This is a genomic window from Brevibacillus sp. B_LB10_24, from assembly GCF_046036945.1.
GTDB lineage: Bacteria > Bacillota > Bacilli > Brevibacillales > Brevibacillaceae > Brevibacillus_C.
This window is the reverse complement of sequence record NZ_JBJQOQ010000002.1, coordinates 310199-330585: the sequence shown is the minus strand read 5'-3', so window position 1 is coordinate 330585 and position 20387 is coordinate 310199. Positions and strand designations below refer to the sequence as shown.

The 20387-nt window shown below is 51.1% G+C and carries 14 protein-coding genes; all 14 read right to left on the bottom strand.

Features of this window, described 5'->3' with window-relative positions:
• Positions 1-17: 17 nt before the first annotated feature.
• Entirely contained in the window at positions 18-1388 is a 1371-nt protein-coding gene (locus ACI7RC_RS04360; RefSeq protein WP_408107004.1) for a sigma-54-dependent transcriptional regulator, read from the bottom strand.
• Entirely contained in the window at positions 1381-3546 is a 2166-nt protein-coding gene (locus ACI7RC_RS04355; protein WP_408107003.1) for a sensor histidine kinase, read from the bottom strand. Before ACI7RC_RS04355 ends, ACI7RC_RS04360 begins: the two co-directional genes overlap by 8 nt.
• Before the next feature lie 422 nt (positions 3547-3968).
• A complete protein-coding gene (locus tag ACI7RC_RS04350) occupies positions 3969-4727 on the bottom strand; it encodes an amino acid ABC transporter ATP-binding protein (RefSeq protein WP_408107046.1) in 759 nt (252 codons plus the stop codon).
• Positions 4727-5398, bottom strand: coding sequence for an amino acid ABC transporter permease (locus ACI7RC_RS04345; RefSeq protein WP_408107002.1), 672 nt, complete (start codon positions 5396-5398; stop codon positions 4727-4729). The genes ACI7RC_RS04350 and ACI7RC_RS04345 overlap by 1 nt, the downstream gene beginning before the upstream one ends.
• 49 nt (positions 5399-5447) lie before the next feature.
• On the bottom strand, positions 5448-6275 hold the full coding sequence (locus ACI7RC_RS04340; RefSeq protein ID WP_408107001.1) for a transporter substrate-binding domain-containing protein: 828 nt from the start codon (positions 6273-6275) through the stop codon (positions 5448-5450).
• Positions 6276-6423: 148 nt separating this feature from the next.
• The gene (locus tag ACI7RC_RS04335; RefSeq protein WP_408107000.1) at positions 6424-7779 is read right to left on the bottom strand and encodes a sigma-54-dependent transcriptional regulator; all 1356 of its coding nucleotides are present in this window, start codon (positions 7777-7779) and stop codon (positions 6424-6426) included.
• Positions 7767-9788, bottom strand: coding sequence for a transporter substrate-binding domain-containing protein (locus tag ACI7RC_RS04330; RefSeq protein ID WP_408106999.1), 2022 nt, complete (start codon positions 9786-9788; stop codon positions 7767-7769). Before ACI7RC_RS04330 ends, ACI7RC_RS04335 begins: the two co-directional genes overlap by 13 nt.
• A 142-nt stretch (positions 9789-9930) precedes the next feature.
• Complete coding sequence (gene argH, locus ACI7RC_RS04325; RefSeq protein WP_408106998.1) at positions 9931-11376, bottom strand: argininosuccinate lyase; 1446 nt, start codon at positions 11374-11376, stop codon at positions 9931-9933.
• Positions 11373-12632 (bottom strand): argininosuccinate synthase, encoded by a 1260-nt coding sequence (locus ACI7RC_RS04320; protein WP_408106997.1) that lies wholly within the window; start codon positions 12630-12632, stop codon positions 11373-11375. Before ACI7RC_RS04320 ends, argH begins: the two co-directional genes overlap by 4 nt.
• Before the next feature lie 133 nt (positions 12633-12765).
• Positions 12766-14085: an HD-GYP domain-containing protein gene (locus tag ACI7RC_RS04315; RefSeq protein WP_408106996.1), complete on the bottom strand. Its 1320-nt coding sequence runs from the start codon at positions 14083-14085 to the stop codon at positions 12766-12768.
• Positions 14069-14620, bottom strand: a complete 552-nt coding sequence (locus tag ACI7RC_RS04310; protein ID WP_408106995.1) for a DUF5317 domain-containing protein — start codon at positions 14618-14620, stop codon at positions 14069-14071. The genes ACI7RC_RS04315 and ACI7RC_RS04310 overlap by 17 nt, the downstream gene beginning before the upstream one ends.
• 505 nt (positions 14621-15125) lie before the next feature.
• Positions 15126-16097, bottom strand: coding sequence for an ornithine carbamoyltransferase (gene argF, locus ACI7RC_RS04305; protein ID WP_408106994.1), 972 nt, complete (start codon positions 16095-16097; stop codon positions 15126-15128).
• Positions 16042-19281, bottom strand: coding sequence for a carbamoyl-phosphate synthase (glutamine-hydrolyzing) large subunit (gene carB, locus ACI7RC_RS04300; RefSeq protein ID WP_408106993.1), 3240 nt, complete (start codon positions 19279-19281; stop codon positions 16042-16044). Before carB ends, argF begins: the two co-directional genes overlap by 56 nt.
• Positions 19274-20380 carry a carbamoyl phosphate synthase small subunit gene (locus ACI7RC_RS04295; RefSeq protein WP_408106992.1) on the bottom strand — a complete coding sequence of 369 codons (1107 nt, stop codon included), beginning with the start codon at positions 20378-20380 and terminating at the stop codon, positions 19274-19276. Before ACI7RC_RS04295 ends, carB begins: the two co-directional genes overlap by 8 nt.
• Positions 20381-20387 lie beyond the last annotated feature (7 nt).

The window sequence follows — 20387 nt, the reverse complement described above, 5'->3', positions numbered from 1 at the left end:
ACCTGTTCACCCCTTCCCTACAGAACGTGCATTTTCTTCAGTTTGTAGATCAGCGTATTGCGGGAAATCCCCAAAAGTTGGGCGGCTTTCGTCTGGTTGCCTCCCGCCCGTTCCATCGCTTTCTCGATCAGTTTTTCTTCTATCTCTGACAACACTTCCGGCAAGCTGCCCTCCCGGAAGAGAAACTCACTGTTCTGCGTTTCTGCTGTCCTCGGCTGCTGCAAGTCATACGGTAAATCAGCCGCATCAATCTGTCCTTTCCAATTCAGGATGCACATGCGCTCCAACATGTTAAACAACTCACGCACATTGCCGGGCCAATGATAGGCAGCCAACTGTTCCACAACTTGCGAAGTTACCTCAATCTGCTTGTTGTATTTATGTCCCAGCGTCTGCAATCCGTGCTGGATCAAGAGCGGAATGTCTTCCTTCCGCTCTCGCAGCGGCGGAACCACCAATTCTACCAGATTGAGCCGATAGTAGAGATCTTCACGAAATTTACCGTTGCGAATCAGTTGTTTGATATCTTTGTTGGTTGCCGAGATGATTCTCACATCCACGGACCGGTACGCATTACTGCCCAACCGCATGAAGCTCTTATCCTCGATTACGTGCAGCAGTTTGGCCTGCATTGTCAACGATACTTCCCCTATCTCGTCGAGAAAGATCGTACCACCGTCCGCTATCTCGAATTTTCCCGGACGGGACTCCATAGCTCCGGTGAACGCGCCTTTGCGGTAGCCGAACAGTTCGCTTTCCAACAGTGATTCCGGGATGGCCGCGCAGTTGAGTGAAACAAATGGCTTTTCCCTGCGCGGACTGCGTCTGTGCAACCATTTGGCCAATGCCGTTTTACCGACGCCACTCTCCCCTAGAATCAGCACGCTGGCGTCCGTCTCTACCACTTTGTTCATCATCTGCATCATCGTTTGCATCCGCGGACTGGCAAACACCAACTCATCCTGTTTGTCGTCCTGCTCCAGTTTTTCTTTTAGCAGTTGGTTCTCCTGTTTTAACTGCTTGCTTTCACAAGCTTTTTTGACCACCTCTTGCAGCAAGCTTAGCTCGATCGGCTTGTTCAAATAGTCTTCCGCGCCATATTTCATCGCCTGGACAGCACTTTCAATATTGCCGTAAGCGGTTAGCATCAAAACCGAGATCGTGGAGTCTTCTTCCTTCAATCGCGCCAGTACATCCAAACCAGTCATATCGGTCAACATGTAGTCCAGGATCACCACGTCAAGCTTTGTCTCTTTAGCCAAGTCGATTGCGTCCTGACCTGTATACGCTTCATAGGTGTGAAAACCAGATTTCTTTAACTTCATCGCAATGTTTCTCGCCAGCTTTTGCTCATCGTCTACCACGAGAACAGAAAACGGATTACTCATAATCCTTCCCCTTGCCCCCTATCAGCGGAAATTTGCAAGTAATGGTGGTTCCCTTGCCCGCTTCACTTTCCACTACCATTTCACCGCCGTGCTCTCGAACAATATCCCGCGCGATCGTCAAACCCAGACCGGAGCCGTTCTCTTTTGTGGAAAAAAACGGGTTGAACATCCATTCCAGATCCTTGTCTACAATTCCATGTCCGGTGTCGCTGATTACCACTATTAGCCATTCAGCCAGTTCCCCACTCTTTTCGTCGTGCTGCTCGTCGATGACGATCCGCAGCGTGCCGCCGTCTGACATCGCGTCTAAGCTGTTGAGAAAGAGATTAAGATAAACTTGCATCAGCCTGTTCGGTCTGATCATCAGCTTGCGATCCGTCACTCGATACTCTGTCTGCACTTGTACCTTTGCTTCATTTACTTTAATGCGCAGCAGATGCAGGACTCGATCGATCACTTTATGCATTTCGATTCGTTCTTCTGCGTCTTCTTTCGTCCGTGCAAATGAGAGAAAATCAACAACAATTCCACTCATCCGGCGAATCTCTTCATGAGTATCCTTTATTAGCATCCGAATCGTTTGTCCATCCCTATTTTCTTCCACTTCCTCACACAAAAGTTCAGAAGTACTTGACAACACGGCCAGCGGGTTTTTCAATTCGTGAGCAATTCCCGTCGTGATCTCGCCGATCAGCGCCAGCTTTTCGCTCTGTTTGATATGCTCCTCCATCAATTTCAACTGTGAGATATCTTGCAGCACGGCAATCAATCCGATGCTTTCTTGCCGCTCATTGTAAAATTTGGAGGTGACAATGCGAACGATCCGTCGGCTGCCGGTTGTATCGATAATATAGGACTCTCGCTCGTCCCAGTTTTGATCGGTGTGAAGTGACTGCAGCAGCACAAAATCATCCTGGTCTTCCTTGATCGGTAAAGCAGATAAGGGACGCCCCTGAATCTGGCTGTGGTCGAATCCAGTGAGCTGAGCAAAGCGTTGGTTCAGATAGGTTACGATCCCCTGATTGTCAATCGTAACAAGTGAGTACGGGATTCCTTCCAGAACATCGTGTAAAAATCGCTCTTTGTCTTCCAGCATCCGTTGCTTTTCCATGATACTCAGTCGCATGGAGACCATCGCTTTCATCAAAATGCCGAGCTCGTCCCTGACGTCCCCCTTTACTCTGCCGATCTCTTGCAAGGCAGCAGGATTCTCAAAATTCTGAGCAAAGCGCGTCAGCTTGACGATGGGATAAAGGATATGGCGAACTCCAAGAAATATAAAAATCACGAGCAGCACAAAAATGCCTGTAAAGCCTAGCTGCAAAGCGACAGAGAGCGTAGAGACGGGTTGAAACGCGATTTTCTCCGGTACGCCAAGTCCTAATCCCCAGTTATCCCGAAGCGGCTGATAGGCAATAATGCTAGGCTCCCCCTGGTAGTTTTCTTTCAGTGTACCTGATGAACCCTTTGCCAAATTGATCGCTACCGGGTGCAGCTCGTAAGATTTGCCCACTTCCCGAGCGGAAGTGGAAGCGATCACCTTTCCTTTCTGATCCAAAAGAAAGCTGAACCCGCCTGTCGACACATTGATGCTGCGCAACACGTTTGAGAGATAGTCCTGGCTGAACTCCGCAATGAGCACTCCCTGAAATTTTTGGTCCTGATAAAACACCGGGATGGAAACGGTTACAACTTCATCATTTTGAAAGTTGCGAATGAGTCCCGTCACCACGTAGTTTTTACTCCACTTTACTTCATCGAACTCGGGGTAGTCATAGTACAGATCATCTATTCTCGGCTGAAATGGCGCTTCAAACAACAGTTTATGGTTTAAATCCAAATAGTAAATCGACTGAATAAATGATGACTTCGTAATAGCCTGTTTGGCTCGATTGTAAATCGCCGTCGTTGAAGTTGGCTGGTTGCCGCCTTGTCCCAAAATCAGCTGCAATTGCAGCACGATATCAGTGATTTCCTTATTCAGCCGCTTCACCAATGCATCAGCGCTGACGGCATTTTTACGGACAATATCATTCTCCATGATCTCTTTGGCAGAGCCGATGATCAGTTGATAAATGATAATGGTTGGAACAAGAAAAACCGCCAAAAAGATGGCGATGTACTTTTGGGTGATACCGGTTGGAAAAAGTCGGTTCATATCATCTGATCACCTGCCTGGCTGTTGAATACGAGTTTTCCTCTTAAAAAAATATTTCGCAGACGATCAGGGTGGAAAACAAACACATCATGTCATACCGACGTCCTTCGTACCACACAACGTACTTATCTAGTACCCCGGGAGTGATAATCTGCTCAATTCGACTCATTCCATTAGGTTTCCTTATCAACAACATGGTACCACAGGCAACGAACCATGTGCCAGAATAAAAAACTCGGCCAATACTGCATAGAAGTTCTTGAAAATATCAGTACCCTCTGCAACAAACTTGGCAACCAAAACAGCCTCCTCCCAACAGGAAGGAAGCTGTTCTTTTTATTCCGGCAGGGTTTGGCGATTCCAGCTTTCTATGGGTTACCGTTTATCCCGCTTATAATTACCTGTTACAAAATGAAGTCGACTCAATGTGTCAATACCTTGCTTAAGAAGTTTTTCGTTCGCTCACTTTCAGGGTTTTGGAAAATTTTATCAGGAGCACCTTCCTCAATGATCCGTCCATCGGCCATGACTACAACGCGGTCTGCCACCTCGCGGGCAAAACCCATCTCATGCGTCACCACGACCATTGTCATTCCTTCTTTTGCCAATTCCTTCATGACGGATAGCACTTCACCGACCAATTCCGGATCGAGTGCCGAAGTCGGCTCGTCAAACAACATGATTTGCGGCTTCATCGCTAATGCTCTAGCGATCGCCACCCGCTGTTTTTGCCCTCCGGAGAGATTGTCGGGGTAGGCCTCAGCCTTATCCGCCAGGCCGACTTTCTCCAAGAGCTCTCTCGCCAACGAGACGGCCTCCTGTTTTTTCATCTTGCCCAAGGTGAGCGGCGCCATGATGATGTTGCCCAAAACCGTTTTATGCGGGAACAGGTTGAAGTTTTGAAAGACCATCCCCACTTTTTCCCTCATCGCATTCAGTTCGTTTTGCGGCATTTCTATAAGCTTCCCGTTTTTATGAATTAATCCGATAGGCTTTCCTTCGATTTCAATGGATCCATCCTGTATCTGCTCCAGATAGTTGATGCACCTGAGCAGCGTGCTTTTTCCAGAACCGCTGGGTCCGATAATGACGACGACTTCACCTTTGTGAATACGTAAATCAATCTCTTTCAATACATGGTGAGCGCCGTAATGTTTGTTGATCTTGTTTACCGCAATCATCATCTCGTCACTCCCACGTGCAGTCTTCTTTCAAAATAACCGATGAATTTGGAAATTGCGTAGTTCACGATAAAATAGAGAACAGCAACAGCGATATAAATTTCGAAGTACCGGAAATTGTTCGATACGATAGAGTTTCCCGCCCTCATCAACTCAGGAACGGTAATAACAGACAGCAGGGAAGAGTTTTTGGTCAGGGCGATAAATTCATTCGCCAGCGGCGGGAGCATCCGGCGCAGCGCCTGCGGCAAAATCACCTTTCGCATCGTCTGCCAGTGACTCATGCCCAGCGAGCGGCCCGCTTCCATCTGCCCTTTGTCGATCGATTGGATAGACCCGCGAACGATTTCGGAGACGTACGCGCCGCTGTACATCCCCATACCCAGGACCCCAGCTACCGTAGCGCTCAAGTCAATCTGCATGCCAATCGCCAGCCCGTAGTAGAGAATCATCAACTGAACAAGCAGCGGAGTCCCGCGAAACCAAGCGAGGTAGATGGAACAAAGCGATGAAATAAACTTGTTCTTCGACAGCCCGCCGATTCCGATAATCAAACCGATGATCACGCTTAAAATCAGCGCAAAAAACGTCATCGAAATCGTCATCCACAACCCTTTTAAGAGAAAGGCAAGGTTACCATCCTGAAATAAAACCGAGAATTCAAGTTCCATAATCAAATACGACCCCCTTCTTTTGAAGAAGGGAGCAAGTTATGCTCCCTTAATTGCCAAACCACTTTTCGGTAATCTTCTGATATTCGCCATTGTCTTTAATCGCCTGTATCGCTTTATTTACCTCTTTTACAAATGCGGTGTCTTGCTTGCGAATCCCATACCCATAATTTTCCTGCGTCAATGGCTCTTCCAGAACTTTTACTTTCCCGCTCTGTTTGGCATACACTTTTGCCGCCGGCATACCGGTAACAACGGCATCTACCCGCCCGCTTTCCAACTCCAGGAACATCTCGACATTCTTCTCAACCTCTACCCTTGTCACATCCGGGTAGTTCTCTTCCAGGAATTTCACCGATTTTGTTCCGATTTGGACCGCAACTTTTTTTCCTTTCAAGTCATCGATGCCCTTAATGGAATTGTCATCTTTTTTCACCATGATGGACAAACCGCCTGGATAGTAGGTGTCGGAGAAAGCGATTGACAATTTGCGTTCATCCGTCATATACATGGCAGAAGCGATCAGATCGAACTTCTTAGCCTGAAGGCCTGGAATCAATCCCTTAAACTCGGTATCGACAAATTCAACCTTATCGGCCCCAAGTTCTTTCGCCACAGCGCGAATCAGGTCAATATCAAATCCATCGAATTCCTTCTTGTCATTCTTAAACTCAAACGGCTGGAAAGTAGCATCGGTACCGACGGTCAACGTTTTTGATTCCTTGATTTTTTTCAATACGGCATCATCGGCGGCTTGCTCTGCTTGCCCGCCCGTCGACTGCGTTTTATCCGCCGCTCCTCCGCATCCTGCCAAAACAAGACTGCATAGCATCGTCAAAAGCAGCATTGACGCAAACCATTTGGAAAACCCTTTCATTTCTTTACCCCCTAATAAAATCTTTTCATTTCACAATTTCTTTAAATAGCAGGAATTATGCCAAGTCGATATCCGCTTAGTGATGCGGGTTTCATGGGCGTCATTGCATAAAAAAAAGCGGCCAAAATTGCCGCCTTGCAAAAACCGCCTACTTCTCATCCTGATATTTTTTTAATTTGTCACGGAGAGTTCGCTCCCCGATGCCGATGATTTGGGCTGTCTTTCTTCGATTGCCTTTACATGCGGTAAGGTTATGCAGGATCACTTTTCTCTCCACTTCCTCCATCGTTTCTCCGACGTAGACGGGGATCAGCGTATGCGAGATAAAAGCCTGCTCTTTCGTTTGAATTTCGTCTGGCAGGTCCACTTTTTGAATGAATGACGAGTTGGTCAAGGCAATCGCTCGTTCAATGATGTTCTGCAGTTCTCTTACGTTGCCGGGAAAAGAGTACGTTTGCAGAATCTTCAAGGCTTCCTGTGAAATGCCGTCAACCGGTTTTCCCATCCTGTCCCCTATCTTTCGGATAAAAAACTCCACCAGCAGCGGTATGTCCTCCCGCCTTTCTTTTAACGGGGGAAGCTTGATGGGAATCACGTTTAAACGGTAATAGAGATCCTCGCGGAAGCGATTCTCTTTCACTTCTTTCATTAAATCCCGGTTGGTCGCAGCGATGATCCTCACATTCACATTTATTTCTTCCGTTCCCCCCAGGGGAGTAACCTTTCGTTCCTGAATCACCCGCAGAAGCTTGCTCTGGAGGGCCAAATCCATCTCGCCAATTTCGTCGAGAAAAATCGTCCCTCCCTCGGCTTGCACAAACAGTCCTGTTTTTCGTTGGGTAGCCCCGGTAAAAGCCCCTTTCTCGTAGCCAAACAATTCGGATTCAAGCAAATTCCCCGGTATAGCAGCGCAATTAATCGTTTGAAACCGTTTAAATCTGCGTTTGCTCTGATTGTGAATCGTGCGCGCCGCTACCTCTTTTCCCGTTCCGCTTTCTCCGGTAATCAATATGTTGGAATCGATATCTTTCACTTTGTCGATCATCGCAAGCACATCTCTGATCGCCGGACTTTTGCCGATCAAGCCAAAGGTATCTGATGCTTTTTCTAACGCCTCGCTTAACCATTGCACCTTGGAATGAAGACTGTAAAATTCCTCCGCTTTCTGTATCAAAATGCCGAGCTCGTCGATATGCAGCGGTTTGGTCGCATAAGAGAACGCCCCTTTGCGCATCGCTTCGACAGATGAAGGAATACTCCCGTATGCGGTCATCATGATCACAACGGTGGATGGAGATACCACTTTGATTTGCTCCAGTATCTCAATGCCATCGTATTCACCTACCTTCAGGTCTAACAATACGATGGCGACTTCGACTCTTTCCAACAGCGACAGTGCCGCCCCCGGTTCGGTAAACGCATACACCTGGTACTGTTCCTCCAGGGCAAACTTCAACGACTGGCAAATCGCCGGTTCATCATCGATAATGACTACATTGTACATGGTTCCTGTGGCCTCCTTTCCGGACCGGGCAAAGTTACAATCATCGTCGTTCCGCTATCCTTTAAACTGATCACATCAATCGTTCCCTGATTTTCTTTCACCAACTGATAGGAGATCGGCAACCCCAATCCGACCCCATTCGCTTTCTTGCTGTAAAACGGCTCGAAGATTTTGGAAAATTCCTCTTCCGCTATGCCGCACCCATTATCCGCGATCTCGATAACAGTCAAACCCTCTTTACAGGAGCCTGTTATCGTTAGCTTTCCGTTGTTTTCGACTGCCTGAATTGCGTTTAAGATGATATTCATCAATACTTGTTTGATCTGCTGTTTATCAGCGGTCACCTCCAGTTTTTCATCAAGCTCAAGGCTGATCCTGATGGCTTTTTCGCTAATTTTTTGTTTGAACAGTTGAAGAATGGACGTCACCACCTCCGAAACGGAGAAAACGCTGGGTTCTGATTTTCTAGGACGAGCATAATCCAATAAATCGCTGACTAAAGAGTTTAGGCGCGTAATTTCACTAGAAACCTGAAGGGCAAAAAAAGTGCGGAATTCCGGGTTGTCAAATTTTTTTGGCAGCAACTCGGTATAAGTCAAAATGGATGTGAGCGGATTGCGAATTTCGTGGGCGATTCCCAGCATGAGACGTCCCAAGGAGCGCAGCCGATCTTCCTGAGCCAGTTTTTGCTCAAACTCTTTTTGCTCGGTAATATCAGTAAAGTTGAGCACCGCTCCGGCGATTTCCCCCGAGGTGGTGACAATCGGATAAATGCTGTAAGAAATGCATCTCTTCTGCGACCTCTCGCTTGTCGTGTCAGATTGCCATAAGACCTCCTTTTGCAGGTAGACACGCTTGTGCTGCAGTGCTTCTTCCACTTCCTGCACAGGTATAAAATCGGCGATCAGGGTATCCACAAGTCTCTTGCCAACGAGATCTTCCTTTAGCCCAAGGTAATCTATCGCCCTTTGGTTCATCATCGATATCGCGGCTGACTCGTTGAGTGTAATAAAGCAGCTGTATGTGCTGTCCAATAGCTGCTGCTGAAAGAATACATTTTCTTCAAGAAGACCCATTTTATCTTCCAGCTTTTTATTCATCGCGGCGATTTCGGCGGTTCTCTTGGCCACTTCCCGTTTGAGCACCCGGTTCCACCAGACCACGGCAAAAATGACGCAACAGGTGATGATCAATCCACATTCAACATATACCAAAGCTTCTCGCAGCTTAAGCGTAGAAGGCATGATATACTCGCCAAACCAATGCTGCTCAATTTTTTTATACGTGCCGTCGCTTTTAATCTGAGAGATACCGTCGTTCAGTGTGTCCAGCAGTTCTTTATTCCGGGGCAGTACCGCAATACCGTATGCAGTGGGGTCGATCGGCTCTCCGACAATCTTGATCAAATCCTGCTGATTGCTGTTTTGAATAAAGTATTGTCCGGTAATTCTGTTTCCGACAAAAGCGTCAACCTTTCCCTCGACGAGCAGTTGAATCGCTTCCTGCTGGCTGTCTGTCTTGATGAACTCCAAGCGGTTTAATTTGCTGAGCAGGTCATTGGCGATGTCGCCCTTTTGCACAGCTACTCTCTTGCCTTCCAGGTCTTGCAGCCTTCGAATGCTCAGGTTGTCCTTTAACACAAAGATTCCCTGTGAACTGGTAAAGTAAGGATCGGAAAAACGAAACACTTCGCTGCGGCCGGCACTGTACTTCATTCCCTGAATCGCTTCTACCCGACCGTCCTTAAGCGCTTCAACAGCTTCGTTCCAGGACATCGGGTGGAACTCTATGCGGATACCTTTCTTGCTTGCGAGCGCTTTCATTACATCTATGTTAAAACCGATGTAATCCCCTTGATTGTTTACAAATTCAAAAGGAGGAAAGTTTTTATCGCCCGCAACCCGTATGACTGTCCCTTTTTCCGAATAGGCCAAATTCGGAAAGATTACTGCAAGTGAAAAAACACTGACGAAAGATAGCAAAATCCAGAGATACTTGAGTCTTTTCAACGATTTTCCCCCATCTGTATTTTTTCTTTTTAATATAATTATACAAAATTTTAGCGTTGTCATATGAACAAACAATCTGGAAAACAACAAAAACAGCCTCCTCCCATCAGGAAGGAAGCTGTTCTTGTTATTCGCTATCCGCTTACAGCGGCGATCCGACGTCGATCAAGGATTCGATCATGACCTTTTGACTGTGCTCGGCGATCCAGGTTTCCGTTTTGCCCATCGCTTCGCGGTAGGCGGCGATCTGCTTCTCCACCTGCTGGCGGGCCGTACCGCCCATCACGTTGCGGGCGTTGACGACAGTCTCAACGTCGAGCGCTTGGTACACGTCGCCTTCGATGAGCGGAGAGAATGCCTGGAATTCCTCCAGCGTCAGATCGAGCAGGTATTTTTTCTGTTCGATGCAAGCGAGCACCGCTTTCCCGACAACCTCATGAGCTTGGCGGAAGGGCAGGCCCTTGGTTACAAGGTAGTCAGCCAGGTCGGTCGCATTGGAAAAGTCCTCGGTCACCGTCTGCCGCATGCGCTGCTTGTTCACCGTCATCGTCTCAATCATCGGAGTCAGGAGCGAGAGTGCACCGTGCAGCGTCTTGACGGTGTCAAACATGCCTTCCTTGTCCTCCTGCATGTCTTTGTTGTAGGCGAGCGGCAGTCCTTTCAGGACTGTCAGCAGGCTGAACAAATTTCCGTATACGCGACCCGTCTTGCCGCGAACCAGCTCGGCGACATCCGGATTTTTTTTCTGCGGCATGATGCTGGACCCGGTGCAGAAGGCGTCATCCAGCTCGATGAAAGCAAACTCCTGGCTGCTCCAGATCACCAACTCTTCGCACAGGCGGGACAAATGTGCCATTAACAGCGCTGACGACGACAGGAATTCGACGATAAAGTCACGATCGCTTACGGCGTCCATGCTGTTGATGTAAATCCCGTCGAACTGCAGCATATCGGCGACAAATTCCCGGTCGATCGGAAAAGTGGTTCCCGCCAGCGCCCCCGCCCCCAGCGGCAGGACATTTACGCGCCGCCATGCTTCCTGCAGCCGCTCAATATCGCGCTGCAGCATAGAGACATAGGCCATCAGATGATATCCGAACAGTACCGGCTGGGCCCGCTGCAAATGAGTATAACCCGGCATGACTGTATCCAAATGCTGACTTGCCTTATCGGTTAACGCCCTTTGCAGGTACATGGAGAGTTGGATAATCTCCATCATCTGTTCGCGCAAGTAGAGATGCATATCCAGCGCGACCTGATCGTTCCGGCTCCGCCCGGTATGCAGCTTCCCGCCTACGGGCCCAATCTCTTCGATCAGCATTTTTTCAATGTTCATGTGAACATCTTCATGGGCTAACTGGAAAGTGACCTGTCCCCGTTCGATCTTCTCTTTTACCTTTTTCAAGCCCGCGATGATCTGCTTCACTTCATCCATCGGCAAAATGCCGCATTTCCCCAGCATCGCTACATGGGCAAGGCTGCCGACGATATCCTGCCGCCACATCTTTTGATCGAAAGAAATCGAAGCTGTATACTCATCTACCAGCTGATTGGTCGGCTTGGTGAAGCGTCCTCCCCACAACTTCATGGTGTTACCGCATCCTTCGCGTCAATGATTTTGATATCGGTTTTGAACGACGATTGCGTATGTCCTTCGTTCACTTGCGCGTGTACTTTGGTCGGCAGGCCCCAGAGCTTGATGAAGCCGAGGGCCGCTTTGTGGTCGAATTGATCCCCTTCCGCGTAAGTAGCCAGCTCGTGGCTGTACAGGGAAGAAGCCGATTTGCGCCCTACGACCACTGCATGTCCTTTATGCAGTTTCACCCGGACGACGCCGCTGACGAACTTTTGCGTTTCTTCGACGAAGGCCTCCAGCGCGTTGCGAATCGGCGAGTACCAGAGTCCTTCGTAGATGACCTGAGCCATTTTCAACTCGATGATCGGCTTGAATTGGGCGATTTCGCGAGGCTGTGTCAAGCTTTCCAGCTCACGGTGCGCCAGGATCAGCGTGGTGGCTGCCGGCGTCTCGTACACTTCGCGGGACTTGATGCCAACGAGGCGGTTTTCCACGTGGTCGATCCGGCCTACGCCGTGCTCGCCGGCGATTTTGTTTAACTTGAGAATCAGTTCGGACAGCGGCAGCTCTTCTCCGTTCAGAGCCGTCGGCACCCCTTGAACAAAGGTGATCTCGATCTCTTCCGGTTGATCCGGAGCGTCTTCGATCGACTTGGTCAAATCATACGCTCCTTCAGGCGGGGCTGCCCACGGATCTTCCAGCACTCCGCACTCACAACTTCTGCCCCAGAGGTTCTGGTCGATGCTGTACGGATTGTCGAGGTCGATCGGGATCGGAATGCCGTGTTCCGCCGCATATTTAATCTCCTCGTCGCGGGTCCAGCCCCATTCGCGAACAGGAGCGACAATCTTCAGGTTGGGATTCAGCGCCGTAAAGGAGACGTCAAAGCGAACCTGGTCGTTTCCTTTGCCTGTGCAGCCATGGGCTACCGCTACGGCCCCTTCTTTTTCCGCGATCTCCACCAGCACGCGGGAGATCAGGTAGCGCGACAGTGCAGAGACGAGCGGGTACTTTCCTTCGTACATCGTGTTTGCTTTCAGCGCCGGCAGCACGTACTCCTGAGCGAACGTCTCCTTCGCATCGACGACATACGATTTCAATGCCCCTACTTTTAATGCCTTCTGCTGGACGAATTCGAGATCTTTTCCTTCCCCGACATCAAGCGCCACCGCAATGACATCGTAGTTATATGTTTCCTGCAGCCATTTGATTGCTACAGAAGTATCCAATCCGCCGGAATAGGCCAAAACGATCTTTTCTTTTGCCATAGTTTCCCCTCTCCATTCGTTCATGTTTCATCTTGTGATTAATTATACATACGGACTAATAAAAATACAATCACTTTTTTGGTCCCAATCATGCGGACAGCCCTGGCGCCATGACCGGCACCAGGGCTGCTCTCTACCCTGTCTTTTCATTAGAGTCACTCTTCCAGTGACCTTTTTTGTTCATGATGATCTCAAACTCCTCGGGCGGGTAATTCCTGATAATGTTGACGAACTTTTCGGCGATATTGGCGTCAAACTGCGTTCCCGAAGCCTCCTCAATCCTCTCGAGCGCCACTTCTACCGGAATTCCTTTCCGGTAGGGACGGTCTGAGACCATGGCGTCGAAAGCGTCCGATATGGCGAGGATGCGGGCCGCCAACGGAATCTCGGCCCCTCTGAGACCGTCCGGATACCCTTTCCCGTCTATGCGTTCGTGATGAGATCGAATCGCTGGCAGCAGTTCGTCAAATACGCCCGCCTGCCTCACGATTTGATATCCGATCACCGGATGCTGCTGGATCTTGGCGTATTCCTCCTTGGACAGTTTCCCTTCTTTTTTTAGGATCTCATCTTCTATGCCAATCTTGCCGATGTCGTGAAGGATCCCCCCGTAGTAGATTTCATCAACCTGCGCCTTGCCGAGTCCCAGCACATGGGAGATTTCCCGAGCCCAGTGCGCCACCCGGTAAGAATGCCCGTGCGTATACGGATCTCTTGCATCAATCGAAGCTGCCAGCGTTACGAGGAAAGAGTCGTTGAGATGCTCCAGCTTTTTCATCCCCCCAAAATATCTGTGAAAAACAATGCTTATCGCAATGATCTGTGCAAGGAGCGGGATAAAGGCATAGATGCCATACGCGCTGACCAGCCGGGCTCCGAGTCCGCCGATCAGCATTAACAGAATATAAGTGGTCGTCCCCGTTTTTACCATCCTGGTCATCGTTTCCAACCACGGCGCATGGAAGAAATAGGATATCCCTACAGCTACCAAACAAGTGTTGGCAAGCCAATAGATCAAGATCAGGATCAGGTCGAGGACAACCCACCAAGAAGCGTCAAAGGCACCAAACATCCAATCCCGAACCAAGCTTGCAAACCAGACGGTAATTAACATCTGACCGGCATTCGCAGCCGCTTTGCTGACCGATGACCTGACAAGCGAGGAGACGATCAGAATTTCCAGAATCGCACACCAGACGGCTATCCATGATCCGTACAAAAGGATGCCGGAGAAGAGAACCGCATTATTCAGCGTCAGCCTTGCATTATAGGTGCTTACCGGTGCGAACGTACAAATGATCGTCAGCACCGTGTAGCCGATCAGGGTACCCCAATGCTCCCTCGTTTCCCAGTATGGCAGCGCGGTATAAAGAATCGCAAGCCCCGCCATGGGATAGCCTACGCGGACCAGAAGGGAGACGAGCGTACGTCGGATGTCAATGTTTGGCCGCATAGGGTTTACCTGCTCTGAGGCGAACAAGCGAGATGGGCCTGTTCATGATCCGTTGAACCAAAAAGAAGGTTCCTAACATGATAAACATGTCCCCGACGCTTATCAGGCGCGGTATCGGAAACGGCATGTAGATAATGTCACTGAGAAAGGGCAAGTGGGTCGCCTCGCTCAACACGGTGTGTTTGAAGTCCGTCCCGTTTACGATCGGTTCGATGGAATACGGCAGCTTTTCCGCCAGTTTCAGGTCAACGGGCATCCGTCCCAGATTCGTCCAGATCACTAATGAATTCAACAGCCAACCGATTAGGAAAATGCGAATATCTTCGTGTACGCGATTATAAAAGAAGAAAAGCAGTATACATACATAAGCCAGTGAAACAAATCCGCCGCCCCACTCCGGCATCAGCGCTGAGCAAAGCTGGAGCAGGAGGCTTGCCGCGAGAAACGGCAGCTTGTGAAAGGTGGGTATGTTTCTGATTCGACCGCCACGCAAAAAAGCAACGATAAAAGAGAATAAGATTACGTCCAACAGCATGATGTTCCCCCCTTTTTCAAGTTTCTATCGCTTTCACTGTCTGATGCACCCGTAATAGATTCTATAGAAAGCTTTTCGTATGAAGTGAAAAACACCACTTTCTAGCGGTGTTTTCCAGGCATTCACTTCTGCAATTATCCGATGTGCCAGTTTGCTGAAGTCGCAGCCACGATTCCTGCGACCAAGAGAATAGCTGTAAATAGCTTCTTCATCTTGATCCCTCCTTGTTGGAGTCCCTATCTTTTGTGTTTATTTTACATGGAAATGACAAATTTCGGCAATCATCAATTTCATATTTTAATAGACTTTTCAGAAAATAGTTCTTTTTTCCTAGAAATTGATCGGATTTTGCCGTAAGAAAAGCTTTGATCGCAGTCTTCTTGCAGAAGTTGTCGAGTTTTACTAGAGAAGAAGCTTTTCAAGCAAAAAAAACGATTGTTCACTCTCGCTCTGTGCTCTTTGAACAGTGTTGTCGCGAGAGAACAATCGTTTTATCTGCTTGCTTTTAGATTAACGCCGCCAATACTGCCTTCTGCGCGTGCAAGCGATTTTCCGCCTGGTCGAAGACAACCGAATGTCCGCCGTCAATGATCTCTGCCGCAACTTCTTCGCCGCGGTGAGCCGGCAGGCAGTGCAGGAAGATGTAGTCTGCAGCGGCATAACGGGCAAGCTGTTCATCGATTTGATATCCTTGAAACGCCTTGAGCCGCACTTCATTTTCCTCCTCGAAGCCCATGCTGGTCCATACGTCTGTGTAGATGGCGTCAGCACCCGTGACAGCCTGTACCGGATCGTCCGTAAACGTCAGCAAAGCGCCGCTTTCGCTGGCGTACTGCTGCGCCGTCTTGACGATCTCCTCGGACATGTTGTACCCGGCGGGAGCCGCTACGCTCACATCCACCCCGAGCAGGGCAGCGGCGAGGACGAGCGAGTTGGCTACGTTGTTCCCGTCCCCTACATAAGCCAGCTTGACGCCCTGCAAACGGCCTTTGTGTTCCAGGATCGTCATCATGTCGGCCAACGCCTGACAGGGGTGGAACATGTCCGTTAATCCGTTGATGATCGGAATGCTTGCATATTTTGCCAGCTGCTCCACATCGGCATGGGAGTAGGTGCGAATCATGATCGCATCGATATAGCGGGACAGTACCTGCGCCGTGTCGCTGATCGGCTCTCCCCGTCCAAGCTGCAGCTCCTTGCCGCTCAAGAACATGCCCATGCCGCCAAGCTGGTACATGCCTACTTCAAAAGAGACCCGGGTGCGAGTCGATGCTTTGTCAAAAATCATCCCCAGCGTCTTTCCTTTAAGCGGTTGGTGCTGCTGCCCGCTTTTTTGCAGTTGTTTCAGGTGCAGGGCCGACTGCAGCAGATACAGCAGCTCATCACCGGAAAATTCGTCAATCCGCAGCAGATCCTTGCCTTTAAAGACCGACGGTTGTACGGTTGGCCAGCTCTCTGATATCTTCGCAAGATTCATGTTCGTCACTCTCCCCTTCCAGGCATGTTTGTATGAACAGGGCAAATGTTTCCAAAGCCGTAAATAATGGAATTCCTTTTTGCAGACACAAGCTGCGCAAGGCAAACCCAAAGCGTCCCTGACGGTTGCCCTTGGTCGCGGTGATCAGCGACAGGGCTACCCGGTGCTCCCCGATTACCTGCAGACAGCTGCTTTCGTCCGCTACTTCCATGACCGGTTCGGCACCGTTCTCCCGCAGGAAGCGGGCGGTTCCCGGCGTTGCCGCAAACTGGACGCCGGCAGCGAGCAGCTTCTCCAGATGCGGCTGGAAGCGATGCTTGTCGCCTGCCGACAGCGACAGCAGCAGCAGATCGCCCGGCTTCAGCGCAGAGATAATCCCGTCTTTGTAGTGGAACGCTTTGGCAGCCGCAGCCGTAAACGACCGGCCCAAGCCGAGGATTTCGCCCGTTGATTTCATCTCCGGTCCAAGAGCCGGATCGACCCCGAGCAGTTTGGCTGTAGAAAATACCGGCGCCTTTACGACTGCAAACGGGATGTCGGGAAGCAGCCCGAGACCGTATCCCATGTCAGCCAGCTTTTCTCCTAACTGGGCCCGGATCGCCAGCTCTACCATCGGCACGCCTGTCACTTTGCTGATGATCGGGACGGTCCGCGATGCCCGCGGGTTTACCTCGAGTACGTACACCGTGCCGTCGCCGATAACGAACTGGATGTTCACCAACCCTACGGCGCCCATCTCCTTGGCAATGAGCTTCGTATAGGTTACCAGCGCATCCCGCTGCTCCCCGGTCAACCCGGGAGCCGGGAACAGGGCGATGCTGTCTCCGGAATGGATCCCTGCCTTCTCCACGTGCTGAAAAATACCCGGGATGATGACGTTCTCTCCGTCACTGACGGCATCCACTTCCACTTCCAGTCCGGATATAAACTTGTCGACTAGCAGCGGGAAGAAATTGGCCTCCCGCTCCGCTGTCAGCCAGCCTTCAACCGCCTCTGTCAGCTCTGCCTGATTTTCCGCTACCGTCATGCCCTGGCCGCCGATCACATAGGAGGGGCGCAGCAGCACCGGATAGCCGATGCGTTCAGCCGTTTCGAGGGCTTCCGCCAAAGAGGATACCCCTTTTCCGGGGATGTGCGGAATCTTGAGGCTGCGCAGCAATTCGTAAAACAGCTCCCGGTCCTCGACGCGTTCCACCGCGGCAAGCGGCGTTCCCATCACGGCAAGTCCTGCCTTGGCCAATGGCAGTGCCAGGTTAATCGCCGTTTGGCCGCCGAACTGGACCATCACGCCTTCCACCTGTTCCCGCTGCGCCACATTCAGCACGTCTTCCACTGTCAGCGGTTCAAAGTAGAGATGATCGGCTGTTTCATAATCGGTGCTGACCGTCTCCGGGTTATTGTTGACGACGATGGCGGCAATTCCTTGCGCTTGCAAGGCCTTGGCTGCATGCACGGAGCAGTAGTCGAATTCGATTCCCTGTCCGATGCGGATCGGACCAGACCCCAATACCAGCACCTTGCGTCCCGTCTGTTCAGTCACCTCGTCATGACCCTTCCAGGTGGAGTAGTAGTAAGGAGTTTCGGCATCAAATTCGGCTGCACACGTGTCTACTATTTTATAGCTGGGCAAAATGCCCCACGCCAACCGCTTGGCCCGCACCTCTTCGGACGTTGTCCGGGTGAGCTGGGCGATGGTCTTATCGGTAAAGCCGCGGTGCTTTGCCTCTTGCAGCAGTTCAGGATCAAGCTGGTCAAAACCGGTCTGGCCGAGCAGATCTTCCAGCCGCACAATTCGCTGGATGCTTCGCAAAAAGAAAGGGTCCACCCTGGTAATCTCATGCAGTTGTTCCTCCGGCATTCCCCGTCGGATCGCCGCCGCTAAGGCAAACAAGCGGATGTCCGTCGCTTCGGCAAGCTCCTTTTTGAGCGCATCGTCAGACATGGCCTCCGTCTCGGGATGTGACAGATGCTGCACGCCGATCTCCAGTGAACGGACTGCTTTTAACAGCCCGGCCTCCAGATTGCTTCCGATCGCCATGACCTCGCCGGTCGCCTTCATTTGCGTGCCCAACAGTCGATTTGCCGTGACGAACTTGTCAAACGGCCAACGCGGGATCTTGACGACGACGTAATCGATCGCCGGTTCAAAGCTGGCGTAGGTGTGGCCCGTGATCGGGTTGGGCACCTCGTCCAGGCGATAGCCGAGCGCCAATTTGGAAGCGATGCGGGCAATCGGATAGCCGGTAGCCTTTGATGCCAGGGCACTGGACCGGCTCACCCGCGGATTTACTTCAATCAGATAATACCGGTCAGATTCCGGGTCTAGCGCAAATTGTATGTTGCATCCTCCTACCACTCCCAGGGCGCGGATTACCTTGACGGATACGCTGCGCAGCATCTGGTACTGGCGGTCGGTCAAGGTCTGCGAAGGGGCGACAACGATGCTGTCCCCGGTGTGGATTCCCACTGGATCAAGGTTTTCCATGTTGCAAACGATGATGCAGGTGTTGTTTGCGTCCCGCATCACTTCGTATTCAATCTCTTTCCAGCCCTTGACGCTGCGTTCGACGAGAATCTGTCCGATCGGACTGGCGGCGATTCCGCGCGCAGCCGCTGCTTTTAATTCGGCTTCATCTCCTGCGATACCGCCGCCGGCGCCGCCGAGGGTATACGCGGGACGGACGATGACCGGGTAACCGATCTGCGAGGCAAACTGCAGCGCCGCCTCAACCGTTTGCACGGTGGTGCTCTCCGGCACCGGTTCGCCGATTTCCGCCATCATCTTTTTAAACAGTTCGCGGTCCTCTCCGTTCTGAATCGCGTCAAGCGGTGTCCCGAGCAGCGAGACTTGGTACTTTTCGAGCACTCCGGCTTCTGCCAATTCCACCGCCAGATTAAGCCCGGTCTGGCCACCCAGTGTCGGCAGCAGGCCGTCTGGCCGCTCTTTTTCAATAATTTTCGTCAGCGACCCCACAGTGAGCGGCTCCAGATACACCTTGTCGGCCATCTGCTCGTCTGTCATGATCGTCGCCGGATTGTTGTTGACGAGGACGACTTGTACTCCTTCTTCTTTTAAAGACAGGCAGGCTTGCGCACCTGCGTAATCAAATTCTGCCGCCTGCCCGATCACGATCGGACCCGATCCGATCACCAGCACTTTTTTGATGTGTTCTTGTTTAGGCATAGTTTCTCGCTCCCTGTAACTGCAAGGACTTGGTAAACTGCTGCAAAATATGCGATGTATCGCTTGGGCCCGGATGGGCTTCGGGATGGAACTGCACGCCGGTAATCGGCAAATACAAATGGCGCAGACCTTCTACCGAACCGTCATTGACATTGCGGTACGTAACCTCCAACTGCCGCTGATCGAGCGATTCCTCCTGCACGACGTAGCCGTGGTTCTGCGAAGTCATGTAGACCTTCCCTGTCGCCAGCTCTACGACCGGATGGTTGCCGCCGCGGTGCCCGAAAGGCAGGCGCCCGGTCCGGCCGCCGAACATCAGGGCAAGCATCTGATTTCCGAGGCAGATGCCCAGTGTCGGAAATCTCTCCGCCGCCTTGCGCCACTCGCTGCAGTACGCCATCAAGTCATTGGGATCACCCGGCCCGTTGGACAGCACGACGCCGGCAGGTTTCAGCGCTTCGATCTCGGCAAAGCTGGTGTCAAACGGCACGACTGTCACGCTGCAGCCCAGTTCCACCAGCGCATCGGCAATCGACTGCTTCATGCCCAGATCTACGATCACGACATGCTCGCCTTTGCCGGGGTAGTGAATCTGCTTCGCAGAAGAAACGCTTGCCACCAGGGATTTTTTCGCGTGATCCCAGCGGTACGCTGACATCTCTTCCGGCGTCAGCGGCCTGTCGCTGATTACGCCGTGCACCAGGTGACGGGTGCGGACTATTTTGGTTATCGCCCGCGTATCGATGCCCGCGAGGATGGGAAAGCCAAAGCGCTCCGCTGCCTGTGCCAGCGAGTACTTCGCCCGGTAGTGGCTGGGCTTCTCGCACAGATCGCCCACAATCATGCCAGACAGGGCCGGCTTTCCCGACTCGTAGTCGGTATCGTTGATTCCGTAGTTTCCGATCAGCGGATACGTAAAGGTGACCAGCTGCCCGGCAAAGGACGGATCGGTCATCACCTCTTGATATCCAGTCATACCTGTATAAAAAACCACCTCACCAGTCGCCGCCAGCGGAGCCCCGTACAGCCGCCCGCTGAAGACTTCCCCCGTCGTCAAGGTGATATATCCAGCTCCGTTTGATTGTGCGTACATTTCCAATTGTTCC